General features: G+C 37.0%; 19 protein-coding genes, 1 tRNA gene and 1 riboswitch. Of the genes, 11 read left to right on the forward strand and 9 right to left on the reverse strand.

The window, feature by feature from the left end; all coding sequences use genetic code 11:
• Nucleotides 1–16: 16 nt before the first annotated feature.
• Nucleotides 17–424 (forward strand): Cd(II)/Pb(II)-responsive transcriptional regulator, encoded by a 408-nt coding sequence (locus DV424_RS00995; protein WP_118858753.1) that lies wholly within the window; start codon nucleotides 17–19, stop codon nucleotides 422–424.
• A gap of 13 nt (nucleotides 425–437) precedes the next feature.
• Here the strand turns inward: DV424_RS00995 and DV424_RS01000 are convergent, their stop codons facing one another.
• Both DV424_RS01000 and DV424_RS01005 read right to left on the reverse strand, forming a co-directional pair.
• Nucleotides 438–980 carry a tetratricopeptide repeat protein gene (locus DV424_RS01000; protein WP_118858754.1) on the reverse strand — a complete coding sequence of 181 codons (543 nt, stop codon included), beginning with the start codon at nucleotides 978–980 and terminating at the stop codon, nucleotides 438–440.
• Entirely contained in the window at nucleotides 981–1,697 is a 717-nt protein-coding gene (locus DV424_RS01005; protein WP_118858755.1) for a YwiC-like family protein, read from the reverse strand.
• A gap of 111 nt (nucleotides 1,698–1,808) precedes the next feature.
• Between DV424_RS01005 and DV424_RS01010 the strand changes: the two genes are divergently transcribed.
• On the forward strand, nucleotides 1,809–2,159 hold the full coding sequence (locus DV424_RS01010) for a RidA family protein (protein ID WP_005629055.1): 351 nt from the start codon (nucleotides 1,809–1,811) through the stop codon (nucleotides 2,157–2,159).
• A gap of 30 nt (nucleotides 2,160–2,189) precedes the next feature.
• A complete protein-coding gene (locus DV424_RS01015) occupies nucleotides 2,190–2,594 on the forward strand; it encodes a Z-ring associated ZapG family protein (protein WP_013527781.1) in 405 nt (134 codons plus the stop codon).
• A gap of 134 nt (nucleotides 2,595–2,728) precedes the next feature.
• On the opposite strand, the gene DV424_RS01020 is transcribed toward DV424_RS01015, so the two are convergent.
• Nucleotides 2,729–2,805 (reverse strand) — tRNA-Val (locus tag DV424_RS01020).
• A gap of 228 nt (nucleotides 2,806–3,033) precedes the next feature.
• On the opposite strand from DV424_RS01020, the gene pyk reads away from it, so the two are divergent.
• The 4 genes from pyk to pgi all read left to right on the forward strand — a co-directional run bounded on the left by pyk (nucleotide 3,034) and on the right by pgi (nucleotide 8,866).
• A complete protein-coding gene (gene pyk / locus DV424_RS01025; protein ID WP_118858756.1) occupies nucleotides 3,034–4,470 on the forward strand; it encodes a pyruvate kinase in 1,437 nt (478 codons plus the stop codon).
• Nucleotides 4,471–4,602: 132 nt separating this feature from the next.
• Nucleotides 4,603–6,018, forward strand: a complete 1,416-nt coding sequence (locus DV424_RS01030) for a replicative DNA helicase (RefSeq protein WP_272941228.1) — start codon at nucleotides 4,603–4,605, stop codon at nucleotides 6,016–6,018.
• Between the two features lie 9 nt (nucleotides 6,019–6,027).
• Nucleotides 6,028–7,110, forward strand: a complete 1,083-nt coding sequence (gene alr, locus DV424_RS01035) for an alanine racemase (RefSeq protein ID WP_118858758.1) — start codon at nucleotides 6,028–6,030, stop codon at nucleotides 7,108–7,110.
• Nucleotides 7,111–7,216: 106 nt separating this feature from the next.
• Complete coding sequence (gene pgi / locus DV424_RS01040; protein WP_118858759.1) at nucleotides 7,217–8,866, forward strand: glucose-6-phosphate isomerase; 1,650 nt, start codon at nucleotides 7,217–7,219, stop codon at nucleotides 8,864–8,866.
• 227 nt (nucleotides 8,867–9,093) lie between these two features.
• Here the strand turns inward: pgi and DV424_RS01045 are convergent, their stop codons facing one another.
• Genes DV424_RS01045 through DV424_RS01055 form a run of 3 tightly spaced genes read right to left on the reverse strand, consistent with a single transcriptional unit; the run spans nucleotide 9,094 to nucleotide 10,451 of the window.
• Nucleotides 9,094–9,555: an outer membrane lipoprotein gene (locus DV424_RS01045; protein ID WP_118858760.1), complete on the reverse strand. Its 462-nt coding sequence runs from the start codon at nucleotides 9,553–9,555 to the stop codon at nucleotides 9,094–9,096.
• A gap of 25 nt (nucleotides 9,556–9,580) precedes the next feature.
• A complete protein-coding gene (locus tag DV424_RS01050; RefSeq protein ID WP_114908984.1) occupies nucleotides 9,581–9,877 on the reverse strand; it encodes a hypothetical protein in 297 nt (98 codons plus the stop codon).
• Between the two features lie 4 nt (nucleotides 9,878–9,881).
• A complete protein-coding gene (locus DV424_RS01055) occupies nucleotides 9,882–10,451 on the reverse strand; it encodes a VOC family protein (protein WP_118858761.1) in 570 nt (189 codons plus the stop codon).
• A 79-nt stretch (nucleotides 10,452–10,530) separates the two neighbouring features.
• Here DV424_RS01055 and argS point away from each other — a divergent pair, with 79 nt between their 5' ends.
• Entirely contained in the window at nucleotides 10,531–12,264 is a 1,734-nt protein-coding gene (gene argS, locus DV424_RS01060) for an arginine--tRNA ligase (RefSeq protein WP_118858762.1), read from the forward strand.
• A 293-nt stretch (nucleotides 12,265–12,557) separates the two neighbouring features.
• Here the strand turns inward: argS and ilvN are convergent, their stop codons facing one another.
• The 3 genes from ilvN to DV424_RS01080 form a co-directional block, all read right to left on the reverse strand.
• Nucleotides 12,558–13,049 carry an acetolactate synthase small subunit gene (gene ilvN / locus DV424_RS01065; protein ID WP_005647229.1) on the reverse strand — a complete coding sequence of 164 codons (492 nt, stop codon included), beginning with the start codon at nucleotides 13,047–13,049 and terminating at the stop codon, nucleotides 12,558–12,560.
• Complete coding sequence (locus DV424_RS01070) at nucleotides 13,049–14,770, reverse strand: acetolactate synthase 3 large subunit (protein WP_118858763.1); 1,722 nt, start codon at nucleotides 14,768–14,770, stop codon at nucleotides 13,049–13,051. The genes ilvN and DV424_RS01070 overlap by 1 nt, the downstream gene beginning before the upstream one ends.
• 266 nt (nucleotides 14,771–15,036) lie before the next feature.
• Nucleotides 15,037–16,557 carry a Na+/H+ antiporter NhaC family protein gene (locus DV424_RS01080; protein ID WP_154099476.1) on the reverse strand — a complete coding sequence of 507 codons (1,521 nt, stop codon included), beginning with the start codon at nucleotides 16,555–16,557 and terminating at the stop codon, nucleotides 15,037–15,039.
• Nucleotides 16,558–16,614: 57 nt separating this feature from the next.
• Nucleotides 16,615–16,792, reverse strand: a riboswitch (Lysine riboswitch).
• Nucleotides 16,793–17,009: 217 nt separating this feature from the next.
• Here DV424_RS01080 and DV424_RS01090 point away from each other — a divergent pair.
• The 3 genes from DV424_RS01090 (at nucleotide 17,010) to aroA (ending at nucleotide 19,619) form a co-directional block, all read left to right on the forward strand.
• Nucleotides 17,010–17,414, forward strand: coding sequence for an H-NS histone family protein (locus DV424_RS01090; protein WP_005632458.1), 405 nt, complete (start codon nucleotides 17,010–17,012; stop codon nucleotides 17,412–17,414).
• 70 nt (nucleotides 17,415–17,484) lie between these two features.
• Nucleotides 17,485–18,321 (forward strand): formyltetrahydrofolate deformylase, encoded by an 837-nt coding sequence (gene purU / locus DV424_RS01095; protein WP_118858765.1) that lies wholly within the window; start codon nucleotides 17,485–17,487, stop codon nucleotides 18,319–18,321.
• Complete coding sequence (gene aroA, locus DV424_RS01100; protein ID WP_118858766.1) at nucleotides 18,321–19,619, forward strand: 3-phosphoshikimate 1-carboxyvinyltransferase; 1,299 nt, start codon at nucleotides 18,321–18,323, stop codon at nucleotides 19,617–19,619. The genes purU and aroA overlap by 1 nt, the downstream gene beginning before the upstream one ends.
• Nucleotides 19,620–19,669: the final 50 nt, after the last annotated feature.

The following is a 19,669-nucleotide window of genomic DNA, read 5'->3' on the forward strand; positions in this document are numbered from 1 at the left end:
TTTTTTAAGGAAATTGATGAAAATTGGAGCACTTGCTAAAGCCCTAGGCTGTACCGTAGAAACCATTCGTTATTATGAACAACAGGGTTTAATCCCGCCCCCAAAACGCACTTCAGGCAATTTTCGGCAATATAATGAAGAACATTTACAACGTTTATCGTTTATTTGTAACTGCCGAAATCTAGATATTTCATTAAGTGAAATAAAAAGCCTACTGAATTTAGAAAATGCCTCCAAACAACAAGCAGAAGAAATAAATCGCGTGTTAGACAAACATATTAAAGAAGTGGCCATACGAATTCATGAACTCGCCCATTTGCGGATGAAATTAATTGAATTACGTGAGAAAACAGTCTCGAATGATGAAGATCCAATGAAATTGCTATTGCAACATAGTGGCGTGAAATTTGTGCGATTAAAATAACCGCACTTTTAGATTATGGCTGATTAGATAAACGCTGTTTTGCTTCCTTATTACCTAAGTCAGCAGCTTTCTTCAACCATTCCAATGATTTTTCAGGTTGGTTTTGCGAGCGATAAATATTGCTTAACATCATCATCGCATCCGTATCTTTAGCTCGAGCTGTACGTTCAAAAAGCTTAATGGCTTGCTCTGTATTTTGTTTGACGTAATCGCCACGTAGATACATAACGCCAAGGTTATTTAGCCCTTTCACGCTGCCCTTCTCTGCCGCTTCGCTAAACCACCAATAAGCCTTTTCGTAATCTCTCACTGTACCACGCCCAAGGTTATATAACATACCTAGATTGCTTTGAGCGGTGATATTTCCTTCTAAAGCCATCGGATACATAATATCGAAAACAGAGATCCATTGTTGTTTATTGGCAAAGTCTTGTGCCAAATTCATTCTTGCTTGATCATCCATTTTCGAACTCGCTGTAATATCAACGGTTTTCATCGCCCAAATAGGCAAGCTACAAGAAAGTAATACTGTATGAAAAAATAACTTCAGTTTCATTTACAAGGTTGCTATTAAAAGTAAAATAAAAAACACGGCAGTAATCGCAAATTCGGTTAGTCCAACTTGCATAACAGAGAGCTTTTTAGTGGGCAGATAAACCGCTCGCACTAATCCAGGGACAAAAGCTAATGCTAAAATAAATTGTTGCGAAACCACAAAAATCAGCACACATAATAAGTGAAAAATTACTGACGCCCAAAAATAACGTGGATTTTTTCGCTCACGCATCATAGATTTCACATAAAGTGTTGTTCCAATAAAAAATAATGTTGGATAAATCGCTACCCAAAGCATTTTTTCATCAAAAGTGCGGTCAGAAAAATAATAAGATCCCATTCCTGCTAGGGCAAAAATTAAGATCCCCGCTAAATCATTCCATAAATTGCGCTCATCTTTTTTCTTGGTGAAATAAATGTTTACCACGACAAACGGCAGCATGGCAAACATAAAATACAGCACTTGCCAATTATAAATTAACGCCGGAATCGCCAAAATCACGGCGGCAGCAAAATAAATCACAGACCATTTTTTGTATAACTCAAGATTTTTACCTTTAAATAAATTCAAAAAAGGATACGTCATCAAATAAAGCGAAAACCATCCTAATAGTAAAAATACGTGCGCCCATACAGGATTGGCAAGTAACATGCCGTAAATAAAAGGCACCAATGCCATAACAATAGCGCCATGCTGATTAGAGATAAGCAGTTTCATAATGATTAAATAATTGAGAATAATTATCGGGTATTCTAGCCTAGTAAAGAGGATTTTACAAAGTGGTAAACGCTATTTAGAATAGAAGAAAATACCCCAAAGGAGAACCCTATGACAATTCAACGCATTTTACCCAGTGCACGTTTAAGTGAAGTTTCAATTCATAACAACCTCGCCTATTTTGCAGGGCAAGTTCCAGAATTAACCATCGAGCAAAATGCCTACGAACAAACCAAAGAAGTATTAGGTTTAATTGATAAATTGTTAGCAGAAATTGGCTCCAATAAAAGCAACATTTTAACCGCACAAATTTTCTTGGCAGACATGCAAGATTATGCACAATTAAATCAAGCTTGGGATGAATGGGTCGATCATGTTAGCCCACCAAGTCGAGCGACAGTGGAAGCTAAATTAGCGGATCCTCGTTGGAAAGTTGAAATTGTTATTATTGCAACTTGTTAGTTTTTTAAGCCGAATAAACAGGAGAATATTATGGAAAATTGGACAAATGAAATTTGGGTAGCAATTGGTATCGCTTTTATTGTTGGGTTATTTATTGGTTACATTATTGTGCGTTTAACCAAAGGATCCGTAAAACATCAAGCTAAAACAGAGGCTGAATTAAAAACAGTCAAAACCCAACTTGATACACAAAAGGCGCAAATCGAAAAACATTTTGCAGAAAGTGCTGAGTTATTCAAAACCTTAATTAACGATTATCAAAAACTTTATCGCCACTACGCAACTTCCTCCAATAATTTACTGGGCGAAAAAGATCACAAAGGTTTATTCACCCAACAGTTAATTACTGCAACAGATAAATCTCAAAATGAACAGCCTAGAGATTATTCGGAGGGCACATCAGGCTTATTTAAAGAAAATAAAGAAGAAAATTAAAAAGCGCGGCTAAAAATAGAAATATTTTTAGCCGTTTTTATATAGGAACAATTTATTGTTCTCTTATATTACTCATAAAACCTGGATAAAACAAAACCCCGCGATTAGTTTCACGGGGTTATGAAAGGGTTAATTGGTGCGACTAGCTGGACTCGAACCAGTGACCCCCACCATGTCAAGGTGGTGCTCTAACCAACTGAGCTATAGTCGCACTGCATAAAGTGTTTGGAATTATAGATATTTTTAATCTGAAAACAAGTATTTTTCTTAAAACTCGAGATAACTGGCAAAAAAGTAAACAGTATTACCTTAAATAACAGGGCTGTTTTTGATTTCCAAATTTTTTAAGCGTATAATGCGCACCAATTTTTCATCTGGCTAATATGTAGCCAAGTAAAATAGTATCTTTAAAATTTTGTGATTATTGACGGAGTAAATAATGTCTAGAAGACTAAGAAGAACGAAGATTGTATGTACTATGGGCCCATCAACTGACCGTGATAACAATCTTGAAAAAATTATCGCAGCGGGTGCTAACGTAGTTCGTATGAACTTCTCTCACGGTACACCTGAAGATCATATCGAACGAGCAGAACGTGTACGTTCTATCGCGAAAAAATTAGGTAAAACCGTGGCAATCTTAGGTGATTTACAAGGTCCTAAAATTCGTGTTTCTACCTTTAAAGACGGTAAAATTTTCTTAAGCGTTGGCGATAAATTCATTCTTGATGCAGAGTTACCAAAAGGCGAAGGCACTCAAGAATCCGTTGGTTTAGACTATAAAACGCTTCCACAAGATGTTGTGCCGGGCGATATTCTTTTATTAGATGATGGTCGTGTTCAATTAAAAGTATTATCAACTGATGGAGCAAAAGTTTTCACTGAAGTTACTGTTGGGGGACCATTATCAAATAATAAAGGTATCAACAAATTAGGCGGTGGTTTATCTGCAGATGCATTAACAGAAAAAGATAAAGCAGACATTATTACAGCGGCACGCATTGGCGTTGATTTCTTAGCCGTTTCTTTCCCTCGTTCAAGTGCTGACCTAAATTATGCGCGTGAACTTGCTCAACAAGCTGGTTTAAATGCAAAAATCGTTGCTAAAGTTGAACGTGCAGAAACCGTAGCTAATGATGAGGCAATGGACGATATCATTTTAGCATCTGACGTAATTATGGTTGCTCGTGGTGACTTAGGTGTAGAAATCGGTGATCCTGAATTAGTCGGTGTACAGAAAAAATTAATCCGTCGTTCACGTCAATTAAATCGTGCTGTAATTACAGCGACTCAAATGATGGAATCAATGATTAGCAACCCAATGCCAACTCGTGCTGAAGTAATGGACGTTGCAAACGCAGTATTAGACGGTACTGATGCAGTTATGCTTTCTGCAGAAACGGCTGCTGGTCAATATCCTTCTGAAACAGTAGCAGCAATGGCTGGCGTATGTTTAGGTGCAGAAAAAATGCCAAGCATTAACGTTTCTCGTCACCGTATGGATAAAGAATTTGAAACCATTGAAGAGTCTGTTGCTATGTCTGCAATGTATGCAGCAAACCACATGAAAGGTGTTGCAGCAATCGTCACTTTAACTAGCACAGGCCGTACTCCATTATTAATGTCACGCATTAGCTCTGGCTTACCAATCTTTGCCTTATCTCGTAACCAAGAAACGTTAAACCTTTGTGCACTATACCGTGGTGTAACTCCAGTTTATCATGGTGAAGATAGCCGCACAGAAACCAGTGCAAAAGTAGCACTTCAATCATTAAAAGAAAAAGGTTACTTATCTACTGGGGATTTAGTGCTTGTTACTCACGGTGGTCAAGGTGCGACACAAACCAACGTATGTCGTACATTAATTGTTGAATAATCAACAATCTAAATACGTTAAAATGAAAGAGCGGTGGATTTTTCCACCATTTTTTATTTCCTTTTTTCACCGCACTTTTCACTTAAATCCAATAGATATTTGCGGTATCATAGGCGACATTCTAGTATCGAAATAAGTCCTATGGCCTCACAACCTCAAATCAAATCTTCTGACAAAAAAACGGCACAAATAAGTATTCCACCGCACTCACTTGAGGCTGAACAAGCCGTGTTGGGTGGCATCATGCTGAGCAATCAACATTGGGATGGCATTGCTGAACGTGTGATTGCTGACGATTTTTATACTTTTCAGCATCGTCTAATTTTTACAGAAATGGAACATCTAATGCGTAATCAATCACCTATTGATTTAATTACGCTAGATCAAGCCTTAAGAAGCCGTGGTGTAAGCGATGAAGTGGGTGGATTTGCCTATCTAGCTGAACTTTCCAATAATACTCCGAACGCAATTAATATTTTGGCCTATGCAGATATTGTGCGCGAGAAAGCCATATTACGAGAACTTATTTCGGTAGGAAATCGCATTGCTGAAAATAGCTATTCTCCCAAAGGGCAAGATATCAAGTTAATTCTTGATGAGGCTGAACGTGAAGTGTTTGCGATTGCAGAAAAACGGACTACTTCTAGCGAAGGCCCACAAAATGTGATCAATGTGCTGGAAAGTACCATTGAAAAAATCGATATTTTAAGCAAACTTGAAAATCATTCAGGTGTAACGGGCATTACGACAGGTTTCACTGATCTTGATAAAAAAACGGCAGGTTTACAGCCTTCTGACTTAATTATCGTTGCAGCACGTCCGTCAATGGGTAAAACTACTTTCGCCATGAACCTTTGCGAAAATGCCGCAATGGCAAGCGAAAAACCCGTTTTAGTATTTAGTTTAGAAATGCCCGCAGAACAAATTATGATGCGTATGATCGCATCCCTTGCTCGCGTTGATCAAACTAAAATCCGAACAGGTCAAAATTTAGATGAAATCGAATGGAACAAAATTGCCAGCGTAGTGGGAATGTTCAAGCAAAAAAATAATCTTTTTATCGATGATTCTTCAGGTTTAACTCCTACCGACGTTCGTTCGCGCGCACGCCGAGTTTATCGTGAGAATGGTGGATTAAGTATGATTATGGTGGATTATTTGCAATTAATGCGCGCACCCGCATTTTCAGATAACCGAACACTAGAAATCGCAGAAATTTCCCGTTCCCTCAAAGCGCTCGCTAAAGAATTACAAGTGCCAGTAGTCGCCCTTTCTCAGTTAAATCGTACTTTAGAACAACGTGCGGACAAACGCCCTGTAAACTCAGATTTACGTGAATCTGGCTCTATTGAACAAGATGCAGACTTGATTATGTTTATTTACCGAGATGAAGTCTATAACGATAACTCGGAAGATAAAGGGGTTGCAGAAATTATTATCGGTAAACAGCGTAACGGCCCGATTGGTCGAGTGCGGTTAAAATTTAATGGGCAATTCTCACGCTTCGACAATCTCGCCGAACAACGTGAATATCATGATGATTATTAAGGAATAACAATGAATGTAAAACCGGCGACAGCGAAAATTAGCTCGCACGCCTTAAAACAAAATTTAGAAATAATTAAACAAAAAGCACCAAATAGTAAAATCATCGCTGTGGTTAAAGCAAACGCCTATGGTCACGGCGTTGTGTTTGTCGCATCAACTTTAGAACAAAATGTTGATTGCTTTGGCGTGGCGCGTTTAGAAGAGGCTCTGGCATTACGTTCCAATGGTATTACTAAACCGATTTTATTACTTGAAGGCTTTTTTAATGAACAAGATTTGCCCGTCTTAGCAGTCAATAATATTGAAACTATCGTACATAATCGTGAACAATTGGAAGCACTAAAACGTGCGAATTTACCAAGCCCAATTAAAGTTTGGTTAAAAATAGACACAGGCATGCATCGTTTAGGTGTTGCATTAGATGAAGTGGATTTTTTCTATAATGAACTTAAAAAACTTCCATATATTCAACCGCACTTAGGCTTTGTTAGCCATTTTAGTCGCGCTGATGAATTAGAATCCAATTATACCCAACTTCAAATCAACCGCTTTTTATCCGCCACAAAAGATAAACAAGATGAACGTACTATTGCTGCGTCAGGCGGCATTCTCTTCTGGCCTGAATCTCATCTGGAATGTATCCGCCCAGGTATTATTATGTATGGCATTTCACCAACCGATACCGTCGGCGCTGAATTTGGTTTAACGCCAGTGATGAATTTAACTTCATCATTGATTGCTGTTCGTAACCATAAACAAGGTGAACCTGTTGGATACGGTGGCATTTGGACAAGTTCACATGATACAAAAATCGGCGTTGTGGCTATTGGCTATGGCGATGGATATCCTCGAGATGTGCCTGAAGGCACGCCTGTTTATTTGAATGGTCGTATCGTGCCAATCGTTGGAAGGGTTTCAATGGATATGTTAACCGTTGATTTAGGACCTGATAGCCAAGATCAAGTAGGTGATGAAGTAATTCTATGGGGTAAGGAATTACCTATTGAAACCGTAGCTAAATTCACAGGAATTTTAAGCTACGAGCTAATTACAAAATTAACTCCGCGTGTTATAACTGAATATATTGATTAATCTGTTAATCACTGCATTTTCTGAAAAGAGGGATTCATTCCCTCTCTAATAAAAATCCCAGAAAGTGCGGTTAAAATTTCAATTATTTTTAATGAAAGGAAATACTATGAAAAATATTAACCCAACTCACACCCAAGCGTGGAAAGCTCTTGAAGCACACAAAGCTGAATTATCAAACACTACTATCCAAGATTTATTTAAACAAGAAAAAAATCGTTTTGACGATTATTCTTTAACATTCAATAACCAAATTCTTGTAGATTTTTCCAAAAATAATATCAATCAAACAACCCTTTCACTTCTTCGCCAACTTGCTCAAGAATGCTCTCTTGATAGCGCAAAAGAAGCAATGTTTACTGGCGATAAAATCAATCGTACTGAAAATCGTGCTGTGCTACATACCGCACTCCGCAATCGCGCTAATACGCCAGTGCTTGTTGATGGTAAAGATGTTATGCCTGAAGTCAATGCTGTGCTAGCTAAAATGAAAGATTTCTGCCAGCGTATCATTTCGGGAGAATGGAAAGGCTATACAGGAAAAGCCATTACTGATGTTGTGAATATTGGTATTGGTGGCTCTGATTTAGGTCCTTATATGGTAACCGAAGCACTTCGCCCATATAAAAATCATCTAAATATGCACTTTGTTTCAAATGTGGATGGTACACATATTGCGGAGACCTTAAAAAAAGTAAATCCAGAAACCACTCTTTTCTTAGTGGCATCTAAAACGTTTACCACTCAAGAAACCATGACAAATGCGCAAAGTGCACGTGATTGGCTACTGAAAGCAGCGAAAGATGAAAGTGCGGTTGCAAAACATTTCGCAGCATTATCAACCAATGCCAAAGATGTAGAAAAATTTGGTATTGATACCAATAACATGTTTGAATTTTGGGATTGGGTTGGTGGCCGTTACTCTTTGTGGTCGGCTATTGGTCTTTCAATTGCACTATCAATTGGCTTTGAAAACTTTGAAGAGCTATTGAATGGTGCGCATGAAATGGATAAACATTTCCGCTCTACTCCAATTGAAAAAAATATTCCTACCACTTTAGCATTAGTTGGTTTATGGAATACTAATTTCCTTGGTGCACAAACAGAAGCGATATTACCTTATGATCAATATTTACATCGCTTTGCGGCTTATTTCCAACAAGGTAATATGGAATCAAATGGTAAATATGTCGATCGTGATGGCAATGTCATTAAAAATTATCAAACTGGCCCTATCATTTGGGGAGAACCTGGTACAAACGGACAACACGCGTTCTATCAATTAATTCACCAAGGCACTACTTTAATTCCTTGTGATTTTATTGCGCCAGCCCAAAGCCATAACCCATTGGCAGATCATCACAATAAATTGCTTTCTAACTTCTTCGCACAAACAGAAGCATTAGCATTCGGAAAAACAAAAGAGGAAGTTGAGGCTGAATTTGTAAAAGCGGGTAAATCTTTGGATGATGTAAAAAATATCGTTCCATTTAAAGTATTCACTGGTAATAAGCCAACTAATTCGATTCTCGTTCAAAAAATCACGCCATTTACCTTGGGAGCATTAATTGCTATGTATGAACATAAAATCTTCGTACAAGGTGTCATTTTTAATATCTTTAGCTTCGATCAATGGGGTGTAGAACTAGGCAAACAACTTGCAAACAGAATTCTTCCTGAATTAACAGATTCTGAAAAAGTAGCAAGTCATGACAGTTCAACCAATGGGTTAATTAATCAATTTAAAGCATGGCGTTAATTGTTTATTTAATATAAAATATTTAAACAATTATAATTTTATATAAAGGACTAAATTCCATATTTATTATAGGATTTAGTCCTTTAAATTTATCTTTAAGATGTTATGAATAGATATAGCAATTTTTAATTGATTGTTTTTTGTATGTTTAATAATAAAAAAATCAGCGCCTTAACTGATTAAGTTAAGACGCTGATTAATAATATATTAAGCGTTAACGCTATTAGTTATAGCACAGAAACATTTAAGTTTGAGCCACCACCAACAATACGAACTCGGCGACCAGCTACAAAACTGCTGTCAGCCTTTTGAACAACAACGATCTCTTGACCGTCATCTTTCTTAATTACAAGTTCAGCACCGTTTACTTGACTCATTTTTTCTTCGATTTTGCTTCCAGCTACTGCTCCGCCGATTGCGCCAACTACTGCAGCAATAGCTTGATCACGACCACCGCCAATTGCACTACCTGCAATACCACCTAAAGCACCACCAAGCGTACCAACAACACCTTGATTATCCGCTTGGATTTTAACAGGACGCACAGAAACAATCGTACCATAAGTAATTGAACGAGCTTCTTTAGCTTGAGACGCACTATAAACATCACCGCTGAAAACATCAGTATTTGCACAACCAGTTACACTAAAAGCAACTAACAGTGCTAATGCCATACTTGTTTTTTTTATATGCTATGTTCCCTCTGAAAAGGAATTAAAGTGGATTTCTCGGAGAAAAAGTTGAAATGTTTTTAGTATTACCATTCTCTGATACTAAAACACAAGCCCCCACAACCAAGGTTGAATCATACTTGTGAGTAAGCACAACTTGCTCACCTTCTTGTTGATTACCTGAACAATTATTTTTACGGATGGTTAATTTAAGATTTTCACCTTCCATTTGACTAAAAACGATTTGACCTTTATAAGCATTTTCATCTTTTTGGAAAGAAGAACAAGCGCTTAAACCTACAGCTGCTAAAACCGCTAATGCAAGAGATAATTTTTTCATTTTGCTAAACCTCGAGTATTTTCTTTATAGAATAAGGATGAACCTTAATACAAGTATGATTTGATGTCTTATCAACAAAACTTACTGCAATAGATGGATTAGGTAATCTCTCGCCATCCACTTTAGGCTCGCTCACTTTAATGGTTAATTGAGTTAATTTGTCCCATAAAAAATACATATTAACACGGTCAATCCATTCATTTATCGATTCATTCGGTAAAAATGGCACTACAATCTCAATATGTTCCCAACCTTCAATTGGATATTTTTTATTTTTAGGAAGTGGAAGTTCAATAATATCCACAAATTGATTGGCAAATTTAACTGGTTTTTCTAATTCAATAAGATAAATCTTACGACCATTAACAATATTATCAGATAAAATTCTACCGCACTTTAATAAAAGTATCAGCCAATTTTTAGCACTTTGCTCACTATTTACCCGTAATGCAAGGTGATCGATTTCATAATGAGACAAATCTATTGTCATTTCTTTGGCTAAATGCTGAATTTTTCTTTCAAATATTGCTAAATCTGCTGAAAGTGCGGTCAAATTTTCCTGTAAATTTGTCATTTTGTCCCTTTGAGAAATATACAAAGAACGGTATCATAACTGATTATTTTTATTATTCAATTTGAACATAGGAAAAAACGTGAATATTCAATCTATTCTATCCGATAAAATTAAACAAGCGATGATTCTTGCAGGAGCTGATCAATCTTGCGATGCGCTTGTTCGTCAATCAGGCAAACCACAATTTGGCGATTATCAAGCCAATGGCATTATGGCTGCAGCAAAAAAATTAGGTTTAAATCCACGAGAATTTGCTCAAAAAGTTTTAGATAATCTTCAACTATCTGATATTGCAGAAAAATTAGAAATTGCAGGCCCAGGTTTTATCAATATTTTCTTAAATCCAACTTGGCTAGCAACTGAAATTTCAGCTGCACTTTCCCACAAAAATTTAGGTATTCAAGCTACCAATAAACAAACAGTTGTGATTGATTATTCCTCTCCAAACGTAGCAAAAGAAATGCACGTAGGTCATTTACGCTCTACAATAATCGGCGATGCTGTAGCTAGAACCCTTGAGTTTTTAGGTCACAATGTCATCCGCGCTAATCACGTAGGCGACTGGGGAACGCAATTCGGAATGCTTATTGCTTATCTTGAAAAAATGCAAAACGAACACGCCAGTGAAATGGAATTACAAGATCTTGAAGCCTTTTATCGCGAAGCCAAAAAACATTACGATGAAGATGAAGTATTCGCAGAAAAAGCGCGTAATTACGTCGTGAAATTACAAAGTGGAGATGAATATTGTCGAGCTATGTGGAAACGTTTAGTCGATATTACTATGCAACAAAATCAGCATAACTATGATCGCTTAAACGTCACTTTAACCGAGAAAGATGTAATGGGCGAAAGTCTTTATAATCCTATGTTACCAAGCATTGTAGAAGATCTTAAAAAACAAGGTTTGGCTGTAGAAAATGATGGTGCATTGGTTGTTTATTTAGATGAATTTAAAAATAAAGATGGCGACCCAATGGGCGTAATCGTTCAGAAAAAAGACGGCGGTTTTCTTTACACTACAACCGATATAGCTGCAGCAAAATATCGTTATGAAACATTAAAAGCTAATCGCGTACTTGTTTTTTCAGATACTCGCCAAAGCCAACATATGCAACAAGCTTGGTTAATTACTCGTAAAGCAGGTTATGTACCAGACAGTTTCTCATTAGAGCATAAAAACTTTGGGATGATGCTTGGTAAAGATGGCAAGCCATTTAAAACTCGTACTGGTGGCACGGTAAAATTAGCCGATCTATTAGATGAAGCCATCGAACGCGCCACTGTATTAATTAATGAAAAAAATACCAATTTATCTAATGATGAAAAAGAAGCCGTGATTGAGGCTGTCGGTATTGGTGCGGTGAAATATGCAGATCTCTCCAAAAACCGTACTACTGATTACGTTTTTGATTGGGATAATATGTTAAGTTTCGAAGGCAACACTGCACCTTATATGCAATATGCTTACACCCGTATTCGTTCGATCTTTAATAAAACTAATATAAATTCGACCGCACTTTTGGCTGCACCTTTAACTATTAAAGATGATAAAGAAAGAACGCTTGCAATCAAACTTCTACAATTTGAAGAAGCCGTGCAGACTGTCGGAAAAGAAGGCACACCACACGTGCTTTGTGCTTATTTATACGAACTAGCAGGCATCTTCTCGTCATTCTACGAGCATTGCCCAATTTTAAATGCTGAAGATGAGGCCGTAAAATTAAGTCGTTTGAAATTAGCATTATTAACGGAAAAAACCTTGAAACAAGGTTTAGAGTTACTCGGTATTAAAACCGTAGAAAAAATGTAATTTAGATAATTAAAATCCCTTTCTCACGAAAGGGATTTTTTATTCTGTAAATAAGCATAAAAAAAGTGCCCCAATGGGGCACTACTCGGAAAGCAAAATAGATGTCGGCTATTTAAGATAGCACTTGTTTTTAGTGGTTTCAGAATAAAGAAATCCGATCAGTTATGCAAATACATATTTTTAGATTTGTGAACTTGGTCACGATTTTTTTATTAAAACCTTAAAACAACAACGTTTTTAATAAAGTGCGGTAAAAATTTTATTAAAATATTTCCGCACTTTACGCCCCTACTTTAGAGAATATTCTTTTCTCCACGAGATACACTAATCAAGCCAGAACGAACAATTTCTAATAATGTGGTTTCTTCTTTCAGTGCAGAAATAAACGCATCAACTTTATCATTTGTACCGCTTAATTGGATCGTATAAGATTTAGGTGTAACATCTACAATTTGACCACGGAAAATATCCGCTAATCGTTTAATTTCATCGCGAGATGATCCCACTGCTCTTACTTTCGCTAAAACAATTTCTCGTTCTATATGTTCCTGCTCACTTAAATTAACCACTTTGAACACATCCACTAATTTATGGAGTTGTTTTTCGATTTGCTCCAATGCCTGAGCATCGCCCACCGCTTCAATAGTCATTCGGGAAAGCGTTGGATCATCCGTTGGCGCCACCGTCAAACTTTCAATATTAAAGGCACGTTGAGAGAATAAACCAACAACACGCGACAATGCTCCCGATTCATTTTCGAGTAAAACAGATAAAATTCTACGCATTAGTTTGTCTCCTCTTGAGGTTTACTTAAAATCATTTCATTCATTGCGCCACCACGAATTTGCATTGGATACACATGCTCAGATTCATCTACATTAATATCCACAAATACTAATTTATTTTTAATACTGAATGCTTCTTGCAATTTACTTTCAAGTTCATCTGGCGTAGCAATTTTTATACCGATATGACCATAAGATTCAGCCAATTTCACAAAATCAGGCAAGGAATTCATATAGGTTTGTGAATGACGACCAGAATAAATCAAGTCTTGCCATTGTTTTACCATTCCTAAGAAATGATTATTCAAACAAATAATAACAACAGGAATGCCATATTGGGTTGCGGTAGAAAGCTCTTGAATATTCATTTGAATACTACCATCGCCAGTAACGCAAACAACAGTTCCTTCAGGATGAGCTAATTTCACACCAAGTGCTGCAGGAAAACCAAAACCCATTGTGCCAGCACCGCCAGAATTAATCCAATGACGAGGTTCATCGAATGGATAATGTAACGCAGCAAACATTTGGTGCTGACCTACATCAGAAGCGACATAGGCTTGTCCTTTCGTGAGGCGATATACGGCTTCTATTACTTGTTGTGGTTTAATCACACCAGAAGTGCGGTCAAATTCCAAACATTTTTTTGCTTTCCATTGGTTGATTTCTTGCCACCAACTTTCAAGATCTGTTTGCGATCTCAAGCCTTCTTCATTCAATAAACTCAAAAATTCTTCCAATACATTTTTCGCATTTCCGACAATTGGAATCGCAGCTGGCACATTTTTAGAAATCGAGGTTGGATCAATATCAATATGAATCACTTTTGCATTTGGGCAATATTTTTCTAAATTATTTGTCGTGCGATCATCAAAACGAACGCCAATCCCCAAAATAAGATCACTTTCGTGCATTGCCGTATTAGCTTCTAAAGTACCGTGCATACCCAACATACCTAAGAATTGTTTATCTGTACTTGGATAAGCTCCTAATCCCATTAATGATGAAGTCACTGGCAAATTTAAACGTTGTGCAAATTGAATTAACTGTTTACTACATTCAGCAGCAATCGCGCCACCACCGACAAAAAGTATTGGTTTCTTCGCCACTAAAAGTGCTTTTAACGCTTTTTTAATTTGACCTTTGTGTCCATTTACTGTGGGATTATAAGAGCGTAACTCGACAGATTCAGGGTATTCATAAGGATATTTAAAATTCGGATTTACAGTATCTTTTGGAATATCCACCACAACAGGGCCGGGACGACCCGTAGATGCAATATAAAAGGCTTTTTTCAAAGTAGATGGAATATCTTCCGCCTTTTTTACAATAAAGCTATGCTTCACAACAGGACGAGAAATACCCACCATATCGCATTCTTGGAAAGCATCACTGCCAATTAAATTACTCATAACCTGACCCGAAATGATAACCATAGGCACAGAATCGGTATAAGCCGTTAAAATGCCAGTGATAGCATTTGTTGCACCAGGTCCCGAAGTCACAAGTACACATCCTACTTTACCCGTTGAACGAGCATAACCATCCGCCATATGCACCGCGGCTTGTTCGTGGCGAACTAAAATATGTTCAATACCACCTAGCGTATGAATTGCATCATAAATATCTAATACCGCCCCACCAGGATAACCAAATACATACTCTACGCCTTCATCGCGTAAAGATTGAACCACCATCTCTGCGCCAGATAACTTCTTCATTTTTCACTCCTTAAATTCACCGCACTTTTAAAAATACGAACAGGTTATGTCGATGTTTCACATCATACAAAGTAAAAAAAATTTGTCTAGCCACTAAAACAACAAAAAAATTAATTAAAAAAATATAAAAAACCAAAAATAAATGAAAATTTAGTTTTTTATAAAATCTTTTATTAATAAAAATAAAAAAATGCGACAAAATGCCGCATTTTATAAAATAGTAAAAATATTATTTTTTATTCAATTTTTTGAATTAGATCACACTTTTAGCGTTTTTTAACTACAAATACAATGACAATCAATGAAACTGCCGTTGCTACAAAACCAGCTAAACCTGAATAAGTAAACCCTACAACAATGTAACCAATAGCCGTCGCTGTTGCAACTGTAGCAGCATAAGGAAGCTGAGTAGTAACATGATCAATATGATTACATTTTGCTCCCGTTGAAGACAAAATTGTTGTATCCGACACTGGCGAGCAATGGTCTCCACATACAGCCCCTGCCATTACTGCAGATAAACAAGGGAGCAATAATTCTGGTGCCGCATTCGCTGCCATTGCTGCGGCAATTGGTAACATAATGCCAAATGTCCCCCAGCTCGTACCTGTTGAGAACGCCATCGCTGCACCAAGAACAAAAAGTATAACAGGCAAAAATTGCATTGGAATATTACCTGACACAAGAGAAGATAAATATTTACCTGTTTGCATATCTCCTACGATTTTATTAATTGTCCAAGCAAAAAATAAAATTGCGATTGCGCCTGACATTGATTTAATTCCCACAATCCAAGAACGTGCATATTCAGGAACACTCACTTGACGATCAAGGATAATTAATAAAGTAGAAATAATAATTGAACAGAATCCACCTACAACCAAAGATGTTCCTACTACTGTGTTTTCAAATGCACCTAAAACACTAAACACTTTGCCATCCGCTGCTAATACATCTGCACCCGTGTAAATCATCATTGAAACTGTTGAAATAATTAAAACTAAAATAGGCAATATAAGATTACGTACGTGACCTTTTGCACCCGTTTCTTCTTCTAATTCATTTTCAGAATTTTCCAAAGCTAATTGTTCATGGCGTGCCATTGAAGCAATATCGAAAGAAAAATATGCCACAAAGAACACCATGATAATTGAGAAAATTGCATAGAAGTTCATTGAGCTCATTGCCACGAATGCACCAATTGGTGTGTACTCAGTGATCGAATAAGTCGCTAATAAACCGCCTACTAAGGTAATAATATATGCACCCCAACTTGAAACTGGCATCATTACACACATCGGCGCTGCCGTTGAATCCAAAATATAAGCAAGTTTCGCACGAGAAACTTTAAAACGGTCTGTCACTGGACGAGCAATTGCGCCTACAGCAAGACTGTGGAAATAATCGTCAATAAAAGTAACAAAAACTAATGATGCAGCTAATAATTTAGCACCACGACGGCCTTTAATACGGTTTTGTGCCCATTCAGCAAACGCACGGTTACTGCCTGATACGGTTAAAAGTGCGGTTAAAATACCAAGCAATAATAAGAACAAGACAATGTTCATATTAGAGTTAATTGCGCCATCAGCATAAACAAGTGAAATCACGTTGCTTGATAGATAACTGAAAGATGAGCCAATATTCCAGCCACCTAACATTAACGCACCAACAATAATCCCTGCACTGAGAGACACCAATACACGACGGGTTGCAATGGCCAAGACAATCGCCAATACAGCTGGAATGATTGACCAAACTGAGGATGAAAAATCGATAAGTTCCATTAAGAGATACCTACAATTAATGGAGAGAACGGAAAGCAAAGGACAGAATAAGACCAGAACAACCGTAGCGCTCCATAGTTAATCAAAAAAAACTATGACAGTGTCGCCCCTTTCGAGTACGCCACCAACCAAACAAAATGACTTCTGTTTGATTTCGGCAATCATTCCTTTCTTTTTTCTTCATCGTTATCCACTCTGAAAAAATACTTATAATGATTGCACCTCTACTTTTGTAGTGATTCAAGAGATTACCGTAAAAAAATCCAAATGCCAACAGGTTTTATAAAATTTTTTATTGGATTGAATTAAAAATATAAAAAATAAACAAAAAGAAATTTAAAGATATATACCTGCTCCGACCATTTATTTAAAATAGATATTTACAATAAATATTATTTTCCCTATTATTAAATAAGTTTTCCACATACAAGATTATTTTATCGAGGTTTATTATGAGCGAATTAGCAAAAGGTTTGACAAATCTTCGTAGTTTACGTGCGGCAGTGCGCGAATTAACTTTAGAACAAGCGGAAAGTGCTCTTGAAAAATTACAAACTGCTGTTGAAGAGAAACGTGCTAATGAAGCAGAATTAATTAAAGCAGAAACAGAGCGAAAAGAACGTTTAGCTAAATATAAAGAATTAATGGAAAAAGAAGGTATTACACCTGAAGAATTACAAGAGATCTTTGGTACAGCAGCAACATCTGCTAGAGCAAAACGTCCACCTCGCCCAGCAAAATATGCATTTATTGATGAAAATGGCGAGCGTAAAACATGGACTGGCCAAGGCCGCACACCACGCCCAATTCAAAATGCATTGAATTCTGGTAAATCATTATCTGATTTCGAAATTTAATTTTTCTATTTGAAACTAGAACCCATTTTTATGGGTTCTATTTTTTTATCTAAACGTAACACACAACATTATGATCGAAAAAAAAATATTACTCACCGATTGTCCCGATGATAAAGGCTTAATAGCTAAAATAACCAACATTTGTTACAAACATCAACTAAACATTCTGCATAATAATGAATTTGTAGATTTTGAAACCAAACATTTCTTTATGCGCACAGAATTAGAAGGTATTTTTAACGAAGCTACTTTATTAGAAGATCTAAAATATAGCTTACCCGAAGGAACGCATTGTCGATTAATTGGTACACAACGTAAACGAATTGTTATTTTAGTCACCAAAGAAGCTCACTGCCTCGGCGATATTTTAATGAAAAATTATTATGGTGCGCTTGATGTAGAAATTGCAGCAGTCATCGGCAACCATGATAATTTACGCGAGCTCGTTGAGCGATTTAATATTCCGTTTCATTTGGTTAGTCATGAAGGCTTGACTCGTATTGAGCACGATAAATTATTAGCTGAAAAAATTGATGAATACACGCCAGATTATATTGTTCTCGCTAAATATATGCGTGTGTTAAATCCTGAATTTGTTGCTCGTTATCCAAATCGAGTGATTAATATCCATCATTCATTCTTACCTGCTTTTGTTGGCGCGAAACCCTATCAACAAGCCTATGAACGAGGTGTAAAAATTATCGGCGCAACGGCTCATTTCATTAATAATGAATTGGATCAAGGCCCAATCATTATGCAAAGCGTCATTAATGTGGATCATACTTATAGCGCTGAAGCCATGATGCGCGCCGGTCGTGATGTAGAAAAAACCGTGTTAAGTCGTGCCCTTGATCTTGCTTTACACGATAGAATTTTTGTTTATAAAAATAAAACGGTGGTGTTGTAGTGGAAAAAATCACCCTTGTGCCAATAAGTGCGGTTGAAGGAACAATTAATTTACCAGGTTCTAAAAGTTTATCGAACCGCGCATTACTTTTAGCCGCCTTAGCTAAAGGCACAACAAAAGTAACCAATTTATTAGATAGCGATGATATTCGACATATGCTTAACGCCCTCAAAGCGTTAGGCGTACGCTATCAGCTTTCTGACGACAAAACTATTTGTGAAATAGAGGGATTAGGCGGAGCATTCAATATACAGGATAATCTTTCGCTCTTTCTTGGCAATGCGGGGACGGCAATGCGTCCATTAACCGCTGCGCTTTGCTTAAAAGGCACCTCCGAAGTTGAAATCATCTTAACGGGTGAACCTCGTATGAAAGAGCGTCCAATACTCCATTTAGTCGATGCTTTACGTCAAGCGGGTGCAGATATTCGCTACTTAGAAAATGAAGGTTATCCTCCACTCGCAATTCGCAACAAAGGGATAAAAGGTGGAAAAGTCAAAATTGATGGTTCAATTTCATCCCAATTTTTGACCGCACTTTTAATGTCTGCGCCACTTGCAGAAAATGACACAGAAATAGAAATTATCGGTGAACTAGTCTCTAAACCCTATATTGACATTACCCTTGCAATGATGCGAGATTTTGGTGTTAAGGTTGAAAATCATCACTACCAAAAATTTCAAGTTAAGGGAAATCAATCCTATATTTCGCCTAATAAATACTTGGTAGAAGGCGATGCCTCATCAGCCTCTTACTTTCTTGCAGCTGGAGCAATTAAAGGAAAAGTGAAAGTAACAGGCATTGGCAAAAACTCAATTCAAGGCGATCGTTTATTTGCTGATGTATTAGAGAAAATGGGGGCAAAAATCACTTGGGGAGAGGATTTTATTCAAGCCGAACGTGCTGAATTGCATGGCATTGATATGGATATGAACCACATTCCAGATGCCGCAATGACGATTGCAACCACTGCTCTTTTTGCTAAAGGGGAAAGCGTCATTCGAAATATTTATAACTGGCGCGTGAAAGAAACAGATCGTTTAACAGCAATGGCAACCGAACTCCGTAAAGTCGGTGCAGAAGTCGAAGAAGGTGAAGATTTTATTCGCATTCAACCGCTCGTACTCAATCAATTTAAACATGCTGATATTGAAACTTATAACGATCACCGCATGGCAATGTGTTTTTCTCTAATCGCTCTGTCCAATACACCAGTGACGATTTTAGATCCCAAATGTACAGCCAAAACCTTTCCAACATTTTTTAGTGAATTTGAGAAAATCTGCTTAAGAGGTTAAATTAAAAAAGTGCGGTAAATTTCAAAAAAGTTTTCAAAATTAACCGCACT

This window comes from Haemophilus haemolyticus (assembly GCF_003493605.1).
Lineage (GTDB): Bacteria > Pseudomonadota > Gammaproteobacteria > Enterobacterales > Pasteurellaceae > Haemophilus > Haemophilus haemolyticus_J.